Origin of the sequence: Sphingopyxis sp. SE2 (genome assembly GCF_032227185.1) — a bacterium.
Taxonomy (GTDB): Bacteria; Pseudomonadota; Alphaproteobacteria; order Sphingomonadales; family Sphingomonadaceae; genus Sphingopyxis.
The window spans coordinates 4027453-4042714 of record NZ_JAPMXW010000001.1 but is presented as its reverse complement, the minus strand read 5'-3'; the positions used below and the strand labels follow the sequence as shown (position 1 = coordinate 4042714).

Sequence of the window (15262 nt, the reverse complement as noted above, 5' to 3'; positions counted from 1 at the left end):
AACCGAAACCCCTCAAGCGAAAAGGATGCCGACCATGACGATCCAGACCGGCGACAAGCTGCCCGATGCGACCTTCGTAAAGGTCACCGAAAACGGTCCCGAACAGGTCAATACCGCCGATTATTTCAAGGGCCGTAAGGTTGCGCTCTTCTCGGTTCCCGGCGCCTTCACCCCGACCTGCTCGGCCAAGCATCTGCCGGGCTTCGTCGACAAGGCCGGCGAACTGAAAGCCAAGGGCGTCGATGAGATCGCCTGCACCGCGGTCAACGACGCCTTCGTGATGGGCGCGTGGAGCAAGAATGCCAATGCCGGCGACAGCGTCACCATGCTCGCCGACGGCAACGGCGCCTTCGCCGAAGCCGTGGGTCTCACCATGGACGGCACCGCCTTCGGCATGGGCAAGCGCGGCCAGCGTTTCTCGATGATCGTCAACGACGGCGTCGTCGAGCAGCTCAACGTTGAAGCGCCCGGCGAATTCAAGGTGTCGAGCGCCGACCATATGCTCGAACAGCTGTAAAGTTCAAATCCTCCCTGTGGCGAAGCCATGGGGAGGTGGCGGCCCGCAGGGCTGACGGAGGGGCTGGTTCCTATCGCCCCTCCACCATGCTTCGCATGGGCTCTTCCCTGCCGCTTCGCCACAGGGAGAATAGTTTGCCCACCCCTTCCCTTTTGTCACATTTTCATGCAACAGCGACGCGATGACATCGAACTCATCGCAAGACAGCACCGATCCCACCGCGCTCGTCGACGGCATCATTGCCGAACTGCAGGATCGTTTCCGCATCTCGGTCTCCAATCTCAAATCGGCGATCGCGGCCTATGTGCGCGACCGCACGCCGCCGCCGGTCGATGCCGCCGCCAAAGGACTGTTCGACTATCCGGCGATCCGCCTCACGACCACCGGCGAGCAGCGCGAGGGCCAGAAGGGCCATAATCTCGCCTTCGGCCGCTTCGAGCGCGCGGGCGAGTTCGTCACCACTGTGACGCGCCCCGACCTTTTCGCCGACTATCTTCGCGAACAGCTGATGCTGCTCGCGCGCCACTACGACATCACGCTCGAAGTGACGCGCACCGGGCAGCAAATTCCCTTCCCTTATGTGCTCGACGCGAGCGACGGGTCGGACATGGGCGGCGTCACTCCGCTCGAACTCGCGCGCCATTTTCCGACGACCGAGCTCGCCGATATCGGCGACGAACTCGCCGACGGCCTGTTCGGACAGGACCCCGCCGCCGACCAGCCGCTCGCGCTGTTCGACGCGCTGCGCACCGACTTCAGCCTTGCGCGCCTTCGCCATTACACCGGCACCGCGCCCGAGCATTTTCAGCGTTATATCCTGTTCACCAACTATCACCGCTATGTCGACGAGTTCGTCGCTTGGGCGGGCGCGCAGGTCGGCCAGGGCAAATATACCGCGCTCGCGGGCGCCGCGGGGCTTTATGTCGACCAGCCCGGCGTCAACGCCAGCGCACTGGTCGCCGACAGCGCGTGGCGGCGGCACCAGATGCCCGCCTATCACCTGATCGCGCCCGATGGCGGCGGCATCACCCTCGTCAACATCGGCGTCGGCCCGTCGAACGCCAAGACGATCTGCGACCATCTCGCGGTGCTGCGTCCCGAGGCGTGGCTGATGATCGGCCACTGCGGCGGGCTGCGCCCCAGCCAGCGCATCGGCGACTATGTGCTCGCGCACGCCTATCTTCGTGACGATCATATCCTCGACGCGGTGCTGCCGGTCGCAATCCCGATCCCGCCGATCGCCGAAGTCCAGGTCGCGCTCGCCAGCGCCGCCGAGGCGGTGTCGGGCACCAGCGGCGCCGACCTCAAGAAGCGCATGCGCACCGGCACCGTCGTCACCACCGACGACCGCAACTGGGAACTGCGTTACACCGACAGCGCGCTGCGCTTCTCGCAGTCGCGCGCGATCGGCATCGACATGGAATCGGCGACGATCGCCGCGCAGGGCTATCGCTTCCGCGTCCCCTACGGCACCCTGCTCTGCGTTTCCGACAAGCCGCTCCACGGCGAGCTCAAGCTGCCCGGACAAGCGAACCGCTTCTACGAAGAGGCGATCGCCGCGCACCTCCAGATCGGCATCCGCACCTGCGAACTGCTCCGCGATGAAGGCGCCAAGCTCCACAGCCGGAAATTGCGCGCGTTCAACGAGCCGCCGTTCCGTTGACGCTGTCGCGCTCGATCGCCGGCCGCGTCGCGATCGTCACCGGCGCCGCGAGCGGCATGGGCCGCGCGACCGCATTGCTGCTCGCCAGCGAAGGCGCGAAGGTTGCGGTCACCGACCTCGACCTCGCCGCCTGCGAAGCCGTCGCGGCCGAGGGCGGGCCGAACGCCCAGGCCGTCGCGCTCGATGTCGCCGACGGCGAGGCGATCAAGCGCGTCGTCGCAGAGATCGCCGCGCAATTCGGCGGCATCGACATCCTCATCAACAACGCCGGCGTCTCGAGCTTCGCTGCGCTCGACGCCGGTGACGAATATGACGCGATCTGGCATCGCGCGCTCGCGGTGATGCTCACCGCGCACCAGCGCATGGTCCGCGCCGCGCTGCCCTGGCTCCGCAAAAGCGACGCCGCGCGCATCGTCAACATCGCCTCGACCGAAGGGCTCGGCGCGACACCCGGCGACACGCCCTATATCGCCGCCAAATCGGGCGTGGTTGGCCTGACACGAGGCCTCGCGGTCGATCTCGGCAAGGACGGCATCACCGTCAACTGCATCTGCCCCGGCCCGATCCGCACCGGCATGACCGACAAGGTGCCCGACGAGGATAAGCTGGTCTTCGCGCGGCGCCGCACCGCGCTCCGCCGCTATGGCGAGCCCGAGGAAGTCGCGCATATAACGCTCGGCCTCGTGCTCCCCGCGGCGAGCTATATCACCGGCGCCGTGATCCCGGTCGACGGCGGACTGACGGCGCGCAATGCGTAAGACCGCCTTGGGGTGGAGAACGGACGTCGAGGTCGTGTACTGACTTCCCCTTCCGCAAGTGGGAGGGGAGATTAAGTCCGATCCCGGTCGTTACCGGAAGAAGCAGTTCGCGCCAGCGAACAGCGCGTCGATCTTCGCCGCATCCCCCGGCGCGGCGAACATGCCGCCGATGACCTTGTCGCCCGTGCCGATGCTGAACTCCTCGCCGAGCGTGCTGTCCTCGATGTCCACGATCGTCACCGATTCCGCCGCCTTCCCACGCGTCGTGCCCACCGCGATGCCGCTCATCGTCGAATAGCTGTCGGCACCGGGTTCGTTGCCGAGGAACCAGCCGGCGAATTTGCCGTCCTGGAAATTGAGCGTCATCGCGTCGTAGCGGGTGAATTCCATCGCCCCCGCGCCGCATTCCGCATTGGTGCTGCGGTCGTCCTCCTTGCCCGCGACGTTCGCCAAGGCCGTTTCGGCCTGCGCGCGCGGGACGCCGAAGGCGAGCAGGCTCGCCTTGCCGCTGGTCTTGTCAACGAAACGCAGTCCTTCGCCGTCGAGGCTGACCGCGGTGGTCGCGGCGTTGGGACCGTCATTCTTCGCCTCGGGCACTGGTGGCGGCGCCGGATCGGCATCCACGGGCGCTTTCTCGGCCGCCGGATTGCACGCCGCGAGCAGGCCGATCATCGCGAGGGTGGTGAAGTTGCGCATGACTCTCTCCTGTCGCGGCAGGGGATCGCGAGCACCAGTATCGCACCCGATAGCGCGAGCGCCATATCCTTTTGCGCGTCCCAGATGTCGCCTTGCTGCCCGTTATAGCGGTCGGCGGTATCGCCCGCCGCGACGATGGTGAGCAGCCATTCGAAGATTTCGTAGAGGCACGAAATGGCGAGCACCCAGCCGAGCACGGCCAGCCCCGCGCCGCGCCATCCGAGCCCACCCCAACGCCTTGCGATTTCGGCGACGGGGATCACCGACAGCGCGCCGAAGGCGAAATGGACGAGACGGTCGTAATGGTTGCGCGTCCAGCCGAAGGCGTCGGCGAGGCTCGTGCCCGTCATCGCGCGGGCCCATTCGTCATAGGGGACATTGCTGTAGGCGTAGCGGCCGCCGAGCGTGTGGAGCGCCATGAAGAGGGTGAGGCACGCGACCGACGCGGTCGACATCGGCCAGCGGCGGAGCAGCCACGGGGAGAGGGCGAGCAGCAGCGCCGTCGGGATATGCTGAAGCAGCGCGACTTCGGGATAGGGCTGGTCGATCTGCGCGACGAGCAGCAACGCGAGGAGCAGGCCGAGCAGACGGCGCTGGGCGGCGGGAATGGCGGATTGAGGAACGGGCATCGCCCTCTCCTATCCGTTCGCATCGAGCGAAGTCGAGATGCCTCTCGCGCGCGCCGACACCCAGACGATCCTCCCTGTGCCGCGGGCATGGGGAGGTGGCAGCGGCACAACCGCTGACGGAGGGGCTTTAACGCGCCGTCGCGGCCCCTCCACCATGCTTCGCATGGTCCCCTCCCCATCGCTTCGCGACAGGGAGGATGTGAGCCTCAGCCCTTCTTGAGGTGCCGGCGGCCGAGCAGTTCGGCGATCTGCACTGCGTTGAGCGCGGCGCCCTTCCGGAGATTGTCGCTGACGCACCAGAGGTTGAGGCCGTTTTCGACCGTCGGATCTTCGCGGACGCGCGACACGAAAGTCGCGAAATCGCCGACGCATTCGACGGGGGTGGTGTAGCCGCCGTCCTCGCGCTTGTCATGGAGCACGACGCCCGGCGCTTCGCGCAGGATACGCTGCGCGTCCTCGGCCGACAGTTCCTCCTCGGTCTCGATGTTGATCGCTTCCGAATGGCCGACGAAGACGGGGACGCGGACGCAGGTCGCGGTGACCTTGACCTTGGGATCGAGGATCTTCTTGGTCTCGACGACCATCTTCCATTCCTCCTTGGTAGAGCCGTCGTCGAGGAATTTGTCGATGTGCGGGATGACGTTGAAGGCGATCTGCTTGGTGAATTTGCTGATATCCTTCTCGTCGCCCACGAAGATCTGGCGCGTCTGGTTCCACAGCTCGTCCATGCCCGCCTTGCCCGCGCCCGACACCGACTGGTAGGTCGAGACGACGACGCGCTTGATCTTCGCGGCGTCATGGAGCGGCTTCAGCGCGACGACCATCTGCGCGGTCGAGCAATTGGGGTTCGCGATGATGTTCTTCGCGGTGTAGCCGTCGATCGCCTCGGGGTTCACCTCGGGCACGATCAGCGGCACGTCGGGGTCCATGCGATAGAGCGAGCTGTTGTCGATCACGACGCAGCCCGCGGCGGCGGCTTTCGGCGCGTGGATCGCGGTCGCGTCGCTGCCGATCGCGAAAATCGCCATGTCCCAGCCCGACCAGTCGAAATTCTCGATATTCTGGCATTTGACGGTCTTGCCCGTATCGCCGATTTCGATCTCGTCGCCCTGGCTGCGCGACGATGCGACCGCCGCCAGTTCGTCGTAGGGAAATTCGCGCTCGGCGAGAATGGCGAGCACTTCGCGCCCGACATTGCCCGTGGCTCCGGCGACTACGATACGATAACCCATTTATTCACTCCTCGGTGCAAAACTCGGTTGAAACCTTAATCAGACTTTCCAGCGGAAATGGCCGGTCAGCGGGTGGTCGAACAGCGCGTCCTCCTCGCGCGTGCCGCCGCCGATATTGTGGAGGACGAGCGGCACGCCGGTGGTATCCTTGCGGTCGGACACGATGCCGGTGTGCGGCATCCGCCCGCCGACCATCTGGGTGAAGATATCGCCCGGCCGCCAATCGGCGGGATCGTCGGTGACCGGGAGCGCCGCCCCTTGCCGCCGCCAATAGGTGGCGAGATTGGGAACGCGGCGGTGATCGATGTTGCGATCGGGGCGTCCGAGGCCCCAGTTTTTCGGGTAGGCCCCAAAATTGGCCTTCATGTCGGCGTTTACAAGGGCCTGCAGGTCGACGCCGAGCGCATCGCGGAACGCGCGGATCACGACGTCGGTGCAGACGCCCTTGGCGCGGTCGACGTCGCCGTTGGGAAAGCGCAGCACGCTGTAGGCGGGGTCATAGGCCAGCGTGACCCCGACCTGCCGCCGCGCCGCACGCACCACCCGCTGCGCATGGGTGAGCGCCATCGCTTCGCCCGACACGCCGAATGCGAGCACCGCGCCGAGAAAGGCGCGCCGTGTCGGCTGGAAGGATGAGGGTGCTCGCATCAGATTCGCTTTGCCCAAAAGAAAACGACCGGCTCTGCCTGTTGGCGGAACCGGTCGTTTTTGAAAGCTGTTTCGGCTTTGGGTGAGAGAAGCTCTCCTTAGCCTTCGCCGGCTTCCGACCGGTAATCGCGGCGCTCCGCAATACGTGCCGATTTACCAGTGCGCCCACGCAGATAGTAAAGCTTCGCACGACGGACAGCGCCCTTACGGACAACGGTAATCGAATCGATGTTGGGCGAGTAGAGCGGGAACACGCGCTCGACACCTTCGCCGAACGACATTTTGCGCACGGTGAAGTTGGAGCCCATGCCCTTGTTCGAGCGCGCGATGCACACGCCTTCGAAATTCTGGACGCGGGTGCGTTCACCTTCGACCACCTTCACGCCGACTTTCAGCGTGTCGCCGGGACGGAAGGTCGGAATGGTCTTGCCGGCCTTGGCAATTTCTTCGGCTTCGATCGTCTGGATGAGGTTCATGTCCTCTAGTCCTTTTCTTTTCGCCGCGCGCCAGAGGCAGGTCGGTCCCGAGCGCCCTCATGGCGCTCCCAAAGGTCCGGCCTGCGTAACCGTGTATGATCTTCCGCCTGTCGTTTCCGCCAGGCCGCGATCTTCGCATGATCCCCCGATCGCAGCACTTCGGGGATCGTGCGCCCTTCCCAAGTAACGGGCCGGGTATAGTGCGGATATTCGAGCAAACCGTTTTCGAACGATTCGTCGTCCCCGCTTGAAGCCGCGCCCATTACGCCGGGAAGCAGCCGAATGCAAGCGTCTAGCAGCAGCAGCGCCCCCATCTCGCCGCCCGACAATATGATGTCGCCCATCGACACTTCTTCGATCGGCCTTGCATCGAAGATGCGTTCGTCGAATCCCTCGAAGCGGCCGCAGAGGATGATCGCGCCGGGCCCCGCCGCAAGCTGGCGCACGCGCGCCTGTGTGATCGGGGTTCCGCGCGGGGTCATCGCGAGGACCGGCAGCCCCGGATGTGCCTCTATCGCATGGTCGATCGCGGCGGCGAGCACATCGGCCTTGAGCACCATGCCGGCGCCGCCGCCCGCGGGCGTGTCGTCGACGGTGCGGTGCCTGTCGGTCGCAAAGTCGCGAATCTGCACCGGCGCGCAATGCCACGTCCCGCTTTCGAGCGCGCGCCCCGCCATGCTGTGCCCGAGCGGGCCGGGGAATATATCGGGATAGAGGGTCAGGGGGACGGCGGTGAAACTCATGACGGCGGCTGCCATAGCGCCTCGGGGAGCAGGTGGCGATCCTTGTCGAGTTCGGCACGCAGCCATTCGCGGAAGCGTTCGATCTTGCGCACCCCCACCCGATTCTCGCGATGAACGAGCCACATCCCCGATCGCGCCGAGACATAGAGCGTGTCGAAAGGCTGGACCATGCGCCCGCTCGCGAGTTCGGCCAGCCAATAGAGCGGGGTCATCATCGCGACGCCGAAACCCGCCTGCACCGCGCTCGCTTCCTGCAGCTGGCTGTCGAGCTCGATCCCGCGGCGCGACGGCGCGGGCGGCGTGTCGACTCCCGCGGCGGCGAACCATTCGGCCCACCAGCTATCGTTGGGGGCGAGCCGCTGGACGCGCAACAGGTCGGCAGGCTCACGAATGTCATGCGCCTCGATAAAGGCGGGCGAGGCCATCGGTGCGAGATATTGGCGCATCAGAAAATTGGCGCGCAGCCCCGGCCACCCTCCCGGGCCGACGCGGATCGCGACATCGACGTTCGAGGCGTCGAAGTCGACCAGCTCGTTGCTCATCGCCATACGCACCGCGAGTTCGGGATAGGCGAGCTGGAAACCGCCGATGCGCGCGCTGAGCCAGGTGCCGCCGAAGCTGGTCGCGGCGTTGATTGTGAGCACTTCGGCCTCGTCGCTGCCCAAGGCGGCAAAGGCGTCGCCCATCGCGGCGAAGGCGCCCGAAATCGCGGGGAGCAGGCGCTGCCCCGTCTCGGAGAGGCGCACGCGTCCCTTTTCGCGCACGAAGAGCGCACGGCCGAGCCGGTCTTCCAATTGGCGGACCTGATAGCTCACTGCCGCCTGCGTCAGCCCCAGCTCTTCGGCGGCGCGCGAGAAATTCTGCAGACGTCCGGCGGCCTCGAAGGTTCGTATGGCGGCGAGGGGCGGAAGGCGGGACATGCGATCATATAAGCCAGACTTATACCATGGTCCACGCCTTTTGTTGGCGGCGCGGTGCGGAAAGGCGCATCTAGGCTGCACTCAAGCGAAAGGAGATGAGCGATGAAAGACGAGCATTTCATGCGCGTTTGGAATGACGGTCATGATCATTTCAGCGCCGATATCACCCGCGGCCTCCACCGGCTCGCGGCCCCGTTCCGCCGCCTTGGCGCGTGGATCGCCCTGCCGAGCGCGCCCGGCGAAGACAGCGTCTTCACCCGCGCCGCCGCGCGTTGCGGCATCCGCCCGCGCCGCCGCGCGCGATAACTCCCTGCCTCCCCTCTCAAAAGGTCCAGGGCGAAACGGGACGGGGTCGTCCCTTGCAAAGACCCCGTCCCGTTTTCATTATTCCTTATCGGGCGGCACGACGCGAAAGCGCAGCGCCTGCACCGTCGCCGGCGTCGTCGGGGCGAGTAGCAACAGTCCGTCGATCTTGCCCTTTTCGCAGTTGAGCCGGAAGGCGGTCGACATCGCGCCCATCGGCGCGAGCGGCTCGTCGGCCGGGCATTCGCCGACCTCTTCCTTGAGCGCCGCAAGTTCGGCCGCCCAATTTTCGGCCGAACGGTCCATCAGGAAATTCATCGCGAGCCTGCCTTGCAGCGGGCCGAGATTGCCCGCGGCATAAGCGGCCTTTGCCGCCGCATAGGCTTCCGCCACTACGGGTGACAACGGGACAACCCGCGGTTCGAGCAGCCCGGCCCTGTCCATCGCGACCGCCGTATCCCACGCGGGCGCCGAGGGGCCCGCATAGGTGCGGTTCGACAGCGCGAAGACGCCCACGCCATGATCGGGCATCAGCATCACATGGCTGCCGTAACCGGGATAGCCGCCGCCGTGCGCGAGCGTGAGCCCGAGGTCGCAATCCTGCGCGACGCGCCAGCCCATGCCATAGGCCGCGGCCTGCTTGCACGCGCTCGCCCCGCTGGCGCCGATACGATTGGTCACCGACACGAAATTAAGCCCCTGCGCTATCTCGCGCACCGTCGACCGCTTCACCGGACCGGCGTCTGCATCGTCGCGCGCGGGCCAGGCGGAGAGCAGGAAGGCGACCCATTTCGCATAATCATTGGCGCTGACCTGCAGCCCGCCCATCGCATTGAACGCGCCGTCGGCCATTTCGGGCTCGGGCGACCAGCGGCCGTTTTCCCAGCGATAGCCGAGCGCATAACGCGCCTTCGGCGCCTTGGTGACGTCGAAGCCGCTCGCCGTCATGCCGAGCGGGGTCAGGATCGCCTGCCGGACATAATCGGCATAGGCCATGCCCGACGCATTGGCGACGATGCGGCCGAGCAGCGCATAGCCGAAGTTCGAATATTCATGCTGGCTCTGCGGCGCGCGGCTGAACGGCACGCCCGCGGCGATCATCCTGGTGAAGTCTTCCTGCGGCAGCACCTGCTGCCGGTCGCCCCACGGATCGTCGGTGACGAAGCCCGCGACATGCTGGAGCAGGTCGCTGATACGGATGCGCGGGCTGTCTTTCGTCGGGTAGGCCCAGCCTTTCATTTCGGGGATATGGTCTTCGGCGAGGTCGTCGAGGCGGAGCTTGCCGTCGTCGCGCAGCTTCAGGATCGCGAGCGCGGTGAACGCCTTGGTCATCGAGGCGATGCGGAACAGGCTGTCGGGCGTGGCCGGGCTTTTGTCGGTCAGGGACTGGACGCCGATGCCCTTCACATAGGCGAGCCTGCCGTCCTTGACGACGCCGTAGACGAGGCCGGGGATATGCTGCTCGGCCTGATATTTCGCGAACAACGCGTCGATCTCGGGGGCGAGTTGGTCGAGGGTTTGGGGGGAGGATTGCTGCGCGGTGGCGGGGAGCGGAATAGTCAGCACCGCCAGCATGAGAGCAAATCTTGCGCGCATAAAACCTCCGTTCGCGCTGAGCCTGTCGAAGCACCGCTCTTTGCAACATAGAAAGGAAGATCGGCCCTTCGACAAGCTCAGGGCGAACGGATTTTGGAGGGGAGGTCCGTTACTCGACGAACGCCGCGTTGACGGTCACGCCGTCGGCGCTCCATGCCGGCACCGCCTGCGCGGTCATCGGAACCATGAAGCGCTTGCGATCGGGCTTTTCGATTTCGAGAATGTCGCCGGCGCCGAAATTCTCGACCGCGGCGACATGGCCGATCGCCGCGCCGTCGGTCGACACGCACGGCAGGCCGAGCAGGTCGTGGTGATAATATTCGCCCTCGGCCAAGGCAGGTAGCGCCGAGCGCGGGACAGTGAGCACGGCGCCGCGCAGGGCTTCGGCGGCGCTGCGATCATTGACCTCGGCGAAGGTCGCGACCGCGCCCTGATTGGCGGGGCGCACCGATTTAAGGGTGAGTTTGCGGTCCCCCGCATCGAAAACGGAAAAGGCGCGGAGAGCTTCCGCGCCTTCGCCGAACAGTTTGAGACGCACCTCGCCCCGCACCCCATGCGCGCCGGCGATGGCGGCGAGGGTGACGGGACGGTCGGCGTTCATAAAGGTTTAGCCTTCGGCCTTTTCTTCGGCTTCGGGCGCAACCGGGCCGCCTTCGGCGACCTCTTCGGCGATCGCAGCCGCATCTTCGGCGGTCGCGTCGGACGGGACTTCCTCCGCCACAGCGTCGGCGACGGCTTCGGCGGTTTCCTCGCTCTTCACCGAACCGGTCGCATCCGATTCAGCGGCCTCCGGAGCAGCAGCTTCTTCGGCAGCCGGAGCGGCTTCTTCGGCTGCTTCGGGTTCCGGTACCGGAGCAGCGGCGGCGGCGGCCGCGGCTTCTTCGGCGTCAGCCAGCTTCTGGGCCTTTTCCTCGGCGCGTTCCTTGGCCTTTTCGCCCGGGACCGCCTTGTTCGGGTTGTTGCGCGCGGCGCGTTCCTTGATGCCGGCGGCGTCGAGGAAGCGGGCGACGCGGTCGCTCGGCTGGGCGCCGACGCTCAGCCAATGCTTCGCGCGGTCGGCGTCGAGCTTGACGCGCTCCGGGCTGTCCTTGGCGAGCAGCGGGTTGTAGCTGCCGATGCGCTCGATGAAGCGACCGTCGCGCGGGCTGCGCGAATCGGCGACGACGATCTTGTAATAGGGACGCTTTTTCGAACCGCCGCGTGCGAGGCGAATGGAGGTAGCCATGAGTAATTCCTTCTACGTCTGAACTTCAAATTCGGTTAAATCACTTCTTTTTATTCAACAGGTTGGCGAGGTCGGGGGGCATACCGCCGCCACCGAGGCCGGGCAGCCCGCCGCCGCCCATTCCGCCGCCGCCAAGCCCGGGCATGCCCGGAATGCCGCCGCCGCGCCCGAACAGCGCGCCGAGGCCCTTGAGCCCGCCCATCTTGCGGATCTTCTTCATCGCGCTGGCCATTTCCTGGTGCATCTTCAGCACCTTGTTGACCTGCTGCACCGTCGTGCCCGACCCGTTGGCGATGCGGATCTTGCGCTTCGCATTGATCAGTTCGGGCTTCGCGCGCTCCTTCGGGGTCATCGAGCCCATGATCGCGTCGAAATGGACGAGCATCTTGTCGTCGGCGCCGCCCGCGGCCATCGCCGCCTGCGCCTTCTTGATCCCCGGGATCATCCCGGCGAGCGCGCCAAGGCCGCCCATGCGGCGCATCTGGTTGAGTTGCGTGCGCAGGTCGTTGAGGTCGAACTGGCCCTTGGCCATCTTCGCCGCCATCGCCTCGGCCTCTTCGGCCTGGATCGTCTCGGCGGCGCGCTCGACGAGGCTGACGACGTCGCCCATGCCGAGGATGCGGCCCGCGATGCGCGACGGCTGGAAGAGTTCGAGCCCGTCGAGTTTCTCGCCGGTGCCCGCGAACTTGATCGGCTTTCCGGTGACCGCGCGCATCGACAGTGCGGCGCCGCCCCGCGCGTCGCCGTCCATGCGGGTCAAGACGACGCCGGTGAGCGGCACCTGATCGGTGAAGCGCTGCGCGACCTGCACCGCGTCCTGACCCGTCAGGCTGTCGACGACGAGCAGGGTTTCGGCGGGGTTCGCGGTGCGCGACACCGCCTGCATTTCGTCCATCAGCTGCTGGTCGACGTGGAGGCGGCCCGCGGTGTCGAGCATCAGCACGTCATAGCCCTGAAGCTTCGCGGCCTGCATCGCGCGCTGCGCGATCTCGACCGGCTGCTGGCCCGCGACGATCGGAAGCGTCGCGACGTCGATCTGGCTGCCGAGAACCGCCAACTGCTCCTGCGCCGCCGGGCGGTTGACGTCGAGCGACGCCATCAGCACCTTCTTGCGCTCTTTTTCCTTGAGCCGCTTCGCGATCTTCGCGGTGGTGGTGGTCTTACCCGAGCCCTGCAGACCAACCATCATGATGACGGCGGGAGGGGCGACATTCAGATCGAGCTCGGCGGTTTCGGACCCGAGCATTTCGGTCAGCGCATCGCTGACGATCTTGACCACCTGCTGTCCCGGGGTCACCGAGCGCAGGACATTCTGGCCGATCGCGAGTTCGGTGACCTGATCGACGAAGCTACGCACGACGGGCAGCGCGACGTCGGCCTCGAGCAGCGCGATTCGCACTTCGCGCATCGCCGCGCGCACGTCGGCCTCGGTCAGCGCGCCGCGGCCGCGGAGCTTTCCGAAAACATCGCCAAGCCGATTGCTCAGACTGTCGAACATGCGCCTCAAATCCTTCGTTTCGAGGCCCGCAACGCAAAAGACGCCGGTGAGCGAAACCTCGCCAACCAGCGGCTATCCGTGGACAGACTTTCCGTCGCGGACATCGATAATCCGTGCGCAATATGCGCGTGGACGTGGAGGCCTCTATACAAAAGCGGCCGGAAGGGCAAGAGCAACGCTCCTCCCTGTGCCGTAGGCATGGGGAGGTGGCAGCGGCGCAGCCGCTGACGGAGGGGCAATGGCGTGACGCCGCCGCCCCTCCACCACCGCCTACGGCGGCGGTCCCCCTCCCCATCGCTGCGCGACAGGGAGGACCGCACTTAACCCAAATTTCACCGCTTTCGCCGATAAGGCGCGCGAGGGTGGGACCATATATATGACATCGACGCCGAAGCCATTCGACCGCAGCGAGGGCGCCAAACGCGACATCATCGCCGGCGGCATCGTCGTCGCGGCGATCCTGCTGTTCGTCGGCACGGGCAGCAATGTGATGCAGGCAGCGGTTCGCGCGCTGATCGGCATCGGCGGCGGGCCCGACCGCGCGCTCGCAACGGCGCTGGTGCTCAACATCGCGCTGATCCTTTTCGGCTGGCGCCGCTACAAGGATCTCAACCGCGAAATCGTCGAGCGCACCGAGGCCGAACGGCGCGCGCGCTACCTTGCCGACACCGATCCGCTGACGGGTTTCCTCAACCGCCGCGCGCTGCTCGCGGCGGGGCAGCGGATGATCGCGGGCGCCGCCGCCGAGAAACGCCACGTCGCGCTTTTCCTGCTCGACCTCGACCATTTCAAGACCGTCAACGACATCCACGGCCATGCCGCGGGCGACCGCGTGCTGCAGGTCGCGGCCGAGCGCATCTCGGCCGTCCTGCCGCCCAATGCCACCAAGGCGCGGCTCGGCGGCGACGAGTTCGTCGCGATGCTGGCCTTCGAGCCCGCGGCGCGCGCCGACATCGACGCGCTCGCCGCCGAGCTGGTGACGGCGCTCGACAATATGATCACGCACGACGCGCAGCAGATCCGCATCGGCGCGTCGCTCGGCATCGCGCTAGCCAATGATGCGAGCATGACGATGGAAACGATGGTCCGCCAGGCCGACATCGCGATGTATCATTGCAAGGACGAAGGGCGGAACCGCTTTTGCTGGTTCGAGACCGGGATGGAGATGGCAGTGCAGGTCCGTAACCAGATCGAGACCGGGATCCGCGACGGCATGCCGCGCGGCGAGTTCGTCCCGCATTTCGAACCGCAGGTCGATATCGCGAGCGGGCGGCTGCTCGGCTTCGAGATGCTGATGCGCTGGGAATCGCCCGAATATGGCATGATCCCGCCCGAACGCTTCATCCCGGTCGCCGAGGAAAGCGGGCTGATCGGCGAATTGTCGCTGAAGGTGATCCGCGATGCGATGGAGATCGCGAAACGCTGGGACCCGTCGATCATGCTCGCCGTCAATATCTCGCCGCAGCAGCTCAAGGACCCGTGGTTCAGCCAGAAGCTGACCAAGCTGCTCGTCGAAACGGGCTTCCCCGCCGCGCAGCTCGAGGTCGAGATCACCGAAAGCTCGCTGTTCGAAAATCTGCCGCTGGTGCGCTCGATCGTCACCAGCCTCAAAAATCAGGGCGTGTCGCTCAGCCTCGACGATTTCGGCACCGGTTACAGCTCGCTGTCGCACCTGCGCGCGCTGCCGTTCGACCGCATCAAGATCGACCGCAGCTTCATCGCCGCGATGCGCGGCAGCCCCGACGCGCAGGCGATCGTCGTCGCGATCGTGCGGCTGGGCGAAAGCCTGGCAATGCCGATCACCGCCGAGGGCGTCGAGGACGAGGCGACCGCGATCGAACTGACCCGACTTGGTTGTTCGAAGGGGCAAGGTTGGCACTTCGGCCGCGCCGCGTCGGCCGCCGACACCGACCGCCTGCTCGCCGAGCGCGGCCTGCTGCGTGCGCCGATGGTGCCGGAGGTCGGATCGGACACCAGCGAGGGAACGCCGCTGCGAAAGAGCGCATAAGTCCTCCCCTCCCTGCAAGGGAGGGGTTGGGGGTGGGTTGGCGAGCAAAGCTCGCCGCTCTATACCTTTGGCGATGCACCGTGTACCGCCCGAAATGACCGAGCGTGCTCGACAGCTAAGGCGAGACGCCACGCCAGCAGAACGAAAACTCTGGCGCATCCTTTCCGGTTACCGGCCAGCCTTCACCAGACAGCTTGTCGTTGGGTCCTACATCGTCGATCTGGCGTGCCGTGAGGCGAAGCTCGCTATCGAACTTGATGGTAGCCAGCATCTCGACCAACAGGAATATGACGGCAAGTGAACTGCCTATCTGGAAAGCATGAACTGGCGGGTCATCCGGCTATGGAATT

At 65.9% G+C, this 15262-nt stretch carries 16 protein-coding genes and 1 pseudogene; 6 read left to right on the top strand and 11 right to left on the bottom strand.

Going from position 1 to position 15262, the window contains the following annotated elements:
- The first annotated feature begins 34 nt into the window (after positions 1-34).
- From OVY29_RS19185 to OVY29_RS19175, 3 genes are all read left to right on the top strand, one after another.
- Positions 35-517, top strand: a complete 483-nt coding sequence (locus OVY29_RS19185; protein WP_037555049.1) for a peroxiredoxin — start codon at positions 35-37, stop codon at positions 515-517.
- Positions 518-698: 181 nt separating this feature from the next.
- Positions 699-2180 (top strand): AMP nucleosidase, encoded by a 1482-nt coding sequence (locus OVY29_RS19180; RefSeq protein WP_052182184.1) that lies wholly within the window; start codon positions 699-701, stop codon positions 2178-2180.
- Positions 2177-2938 carry an SDR family NAD(P)-dependent oxidoreductase gene (locus OVY29_RS19175; protein WP_037555005.1) on the top strand — a complete coding sequence of 254 codons (762 nt, stop codon included), beginning with the start codon at positions 2177-2179 and terminating at the stop codon, positions 2936-2938. Before OVY29_RS19180 ends, OVY29_RS19175 begins: the two co-directional genes overlap by 4 nt.
- Before the next feature lie 90 nt (positions 2939-3028).
- Here OVY29_RS19175 and OVY29_RS19170 read toward each other — a convergent pair whose 3' ends face one another.
- The 7 genes from OVY29_RS19170 to OVY29_RS19140 all read right to left on the bottom strand — a co-directional run bounded on the left by OVY29_RS19170 (position 3029) and on the right by OVY29_RS19140 (position 8282).
- Entirely contained in the window at positions 3029-3634 is a 606-nt protein-coding gene (locus tag OVY29_RS19170) for a hypothetical protein (protein ID WP_313911937.1), read from the bottom strand.
- On the bottom strand, positions 3607-4263 hold the full coding sequence (locus tag OVY29_RS19165) for a DUF2238 domain-containing protein (RefSeq protein ID WP_313911936.1): 657 nt from the start codon (positions 4261-4263) through the stop codon (positions 3607-3609). Before OVY29_RS19165 ends, OVY29_RS19170 begins: the two co-directional genes overlap by 28 nt.
- A 206-nt stretch (positions 4264-4469) precedes the next feature.
- On the bottom strand, positions 4470-5495 hold the full coding sequence (locus OVY29_RS19160) for an aspartate-semialdehyde dehydrogenase (RefSeq protein ID WP_037555003.1): 1026 nt from the start codon (positions 5493-5495) through the stop codon (positions 4470-4472).
- A gap of 39 nt (positions 5496-5534) precedes the next feature.
- On the bottom strand, positions 5535-6143 hold the full coding sequence (locus OVY29_RS19155) for a DUF1287 domain-containing protein (RefSeq protein ID WP_081933057.1): 609 nt from the start codon (positions 6141-6143) through the stop codon (positions 5535-5537).
- A gap of 98 nt (positions 6144-6241) precedes the next feature.
- Positions 6242-6619: a 50S ribosomal protein L19 gene (rplS, locus tag OVY29_RS19150; protein WP_037555002.1), complete on the bottom strand. Its 378-nt coding sequence runs from the start codon at positions 6617-6619 to the stop codon at positions 6242-6244.
- 5 nt (positions 6620-6624) lie between these two features.
- A complete protein-coding gene (trmD, locus tag OVY29_RS19145; RefSeq protein ID WP_037555045.1) occupies positions 6625-7362 on the bottom strand; it encodes a tRNA (guanosine(37)-N1)-methyltransferase TrmD in 738 nt (245 codons plus the stop codon).
- Positions 7359-8282 carry a LysR substrate-binding domain-containing protein gene (locus OVY29_RS19140; RefSeq protein WP_313911935.1) on the bottom strand — a complete coding sequence of 308 codons (924 nt, stop codon included), beginning with the start codon at positions 8280-8282 and terminating at the stop codon, positions 7359-7361. Before OVY29_RS19140 ends, trmD begins: the two co-directional genes overlap by 4 nt.
- Positions 8283-8384: 102 nt before the next feature.
- On the opposite strand from OVY29_RS19140, the gene OVY29_RS19135 reads away from it, so the two are divergent.
- Positions 8385-8588, top strand: coding sequence for a hypothetical protein (locus OVY29_RS19135; RefSeq protein ID WP_052182182.1), 204 nt, complete (start codon positions 8385-8387; stop codon positions 8586-8588).
- A gap of 78 nt (positions 8589-8666) precedes the next feature.
- Here OVY29_RS19135 and OVY29_RS19130 read toward each other — a convergent pair whose 3' ends face one another.
- From OVY29_RS19130 to ffh, 4 genes and pseudogenes are all read right to left on the bottom strand, one after another.
- Positions 8667-10181 (bottom strand): serine hydrolase domain-containing protein, encoded by a 1515-nt coding sequence (locus tag OVY29_RS19130; protein WP_037554996.1) that lies wholly within the window; start codon positions 10179-10181, stop codon positions 8667-8669.
- A gap of 109 nt (positions 10182-10290) precedes the next feature.
- A complete protein-coding gene (gene rimM, locus OVY29_RS19125) occupies positions 10291-10782 on the bottom strand; it encodes a ribosome maturation factor RimM (protein ID WP_037554994.1) in 492 nt (163 codons plus the stop codon).
- Positions 10783-10947: 165 nt separating this feature from the next.
- A pseudogene (rpsP, locus tag OVY29_RS19120) lies at positions 10948-11406 on the bottom strand (30S ribosomal protein S16); the annotation flags it as partial.
- A gap of 40 nt (positions 11407-11446) precedes the next feature.
- Complete coding sequence (ffh, locus tag OVY29_RS19115; RefSeq protein ID WP_037554990.1) at positions 11447-12904, bottom strand: signal recognition particle protein; 1458 nt, start codon at positions 12902-12904, stop codon at positions 11447-11449.
- A 376-nt stretch (positions 12905-13280) separates the two neighbouring features.
- On the opposite strand from ffh, the gene OVY29_RS19110 reads away from it, so the two are divergent.
- Both OVY29_RS19110 and OVY29_RS19105 read left to right on the top strand, forming a co-directional pair.
- A complete protein-coding gene (locus OVY29_RS19110) occupies positions 13281-14912 on the top strand; it encodes a putative bifunctional diguanylate cyclase/phosphodiesterase (RefSeq protein WP_037554989.1) in 1632 nt (543 codons plus the stop codon).
- 94 nt (positions 14913-15006) lie between these two features.
- On the top strand, positions 15007-15213 hold the full coding sequence (locus tag OVY29_RS19105; RefSeq protein WP_313911934.1) for an endonuclease domain-containing protein: 207 nt from the start codon (positions 15007-15009) through the stop codon (positions 15211-15213).
- Positions 15214-15262 lie beyond the last annotated feature (49 nt).

Bases quoted from the DNA above. Each gene is read 5' to 3' on its own strand.
- OVY29_RS19185 (WP_037555049.1), top strand. From the start codon at position 35: ATGACGATCCAGACCGGCGACAAGCTGCCCGATGCGACCTTCGTAAAG.
- OVY29_RS19180 (WP_052182184.1), top strand. From the start codon at position 699: ATGACATCGAACTCATCGCAAGACAGCACCGATCCCACCGCGCTCGTC.
- OVY29_RS19170 (WP_313911937.1), bottom strand. From the start codon at position 3,634: ATGCGCAACTTCACCACCCTCGCGATGATCGGCCTGCTCGCGGCGTGC.
- OVY29_RS19165 (WP_313911936.1), bottom strand. From the start codon at position 4,263: ATGCCCGTTCCTCAATCCGCCATTCCCGCCGCCCAGCGCCGTCTGCTC.
- OVY29_RS19160 (WP_037555003.1), bottom strand. From the start codon at position 5,495: ATGGGTTATCGTATCGTAGTCGCCGGAGCCACGGGCAATGTCGGGCGC.
- OVY29_RS19155 (WP_081933057.1), bottom strand. From the start codon at position 6,143: ATGCGAGCACCCTCATCCTTCCAGCCGACACGGCGCGCCTTTCTCGGC.
- rplS (WP_037555002.1), bottom strand. From the start codon at position 6,619: ATGAACCTCATCCAGACGATCGAAGCCGAAGAAATTGCCAAGGCCGGC.
- trmD (WP_037555045.1), bottom strand. From the start codon at position 7,362: ATGAGTTTCACCGCCGTCCCCCTGACCCTCTATCCCGATATATTCCCC.
- OVY29_RS19140 (WP_313911935.1), bottom strand. From the start codon at position 8,282: ATGTCCCGCCTTCCGCCCCTCGCCGCCATACGAACCTTCGAGGCCGCC.
- OVY29_RS19135 (WP_052182182.1), top strand. From the start codon at position 8,385: ATGAAAGACGAGCATTTCATGCGCGTTTGGAATGACGGTCATGATCAT.
- OVY29_RS19130 (WP_037554996.1), bottom strand. From the start codon at position 10,181: ATGCGCGCAAGATTTGCTCTCATGCTGGCGGTGCTGACTATTCCGCTC.
- rimM (WP_037554994.1), bottom strand. From the start codon at position 10,782: ATGAACGCCGACCGTCCCGTCACCCTCGCCGCCATCGCCGGCGCGCAT.
- ffh (WP_037554990.1), bottom strand. From the start codon at position 12,904: ATGTTCGACAGTCTGAGCAATCGGCTTGGCGATGTTTTCGGAAAGCTC.
- OVY29_RS19110 (WP_037554989.1), top strand. From the start codon at position 13,281: ATGACATCGACGCCGAAGCCATTCGACCGCAGCGAGGGCGCCAAACGC.
- OVY29_RS19105 (WP_313911934.1), top strand. From the start codon at position 15,007: ATGACCGAGCGTGCTCGACAGCTAAGGCGAGACGCCACGCCAGCAGAA.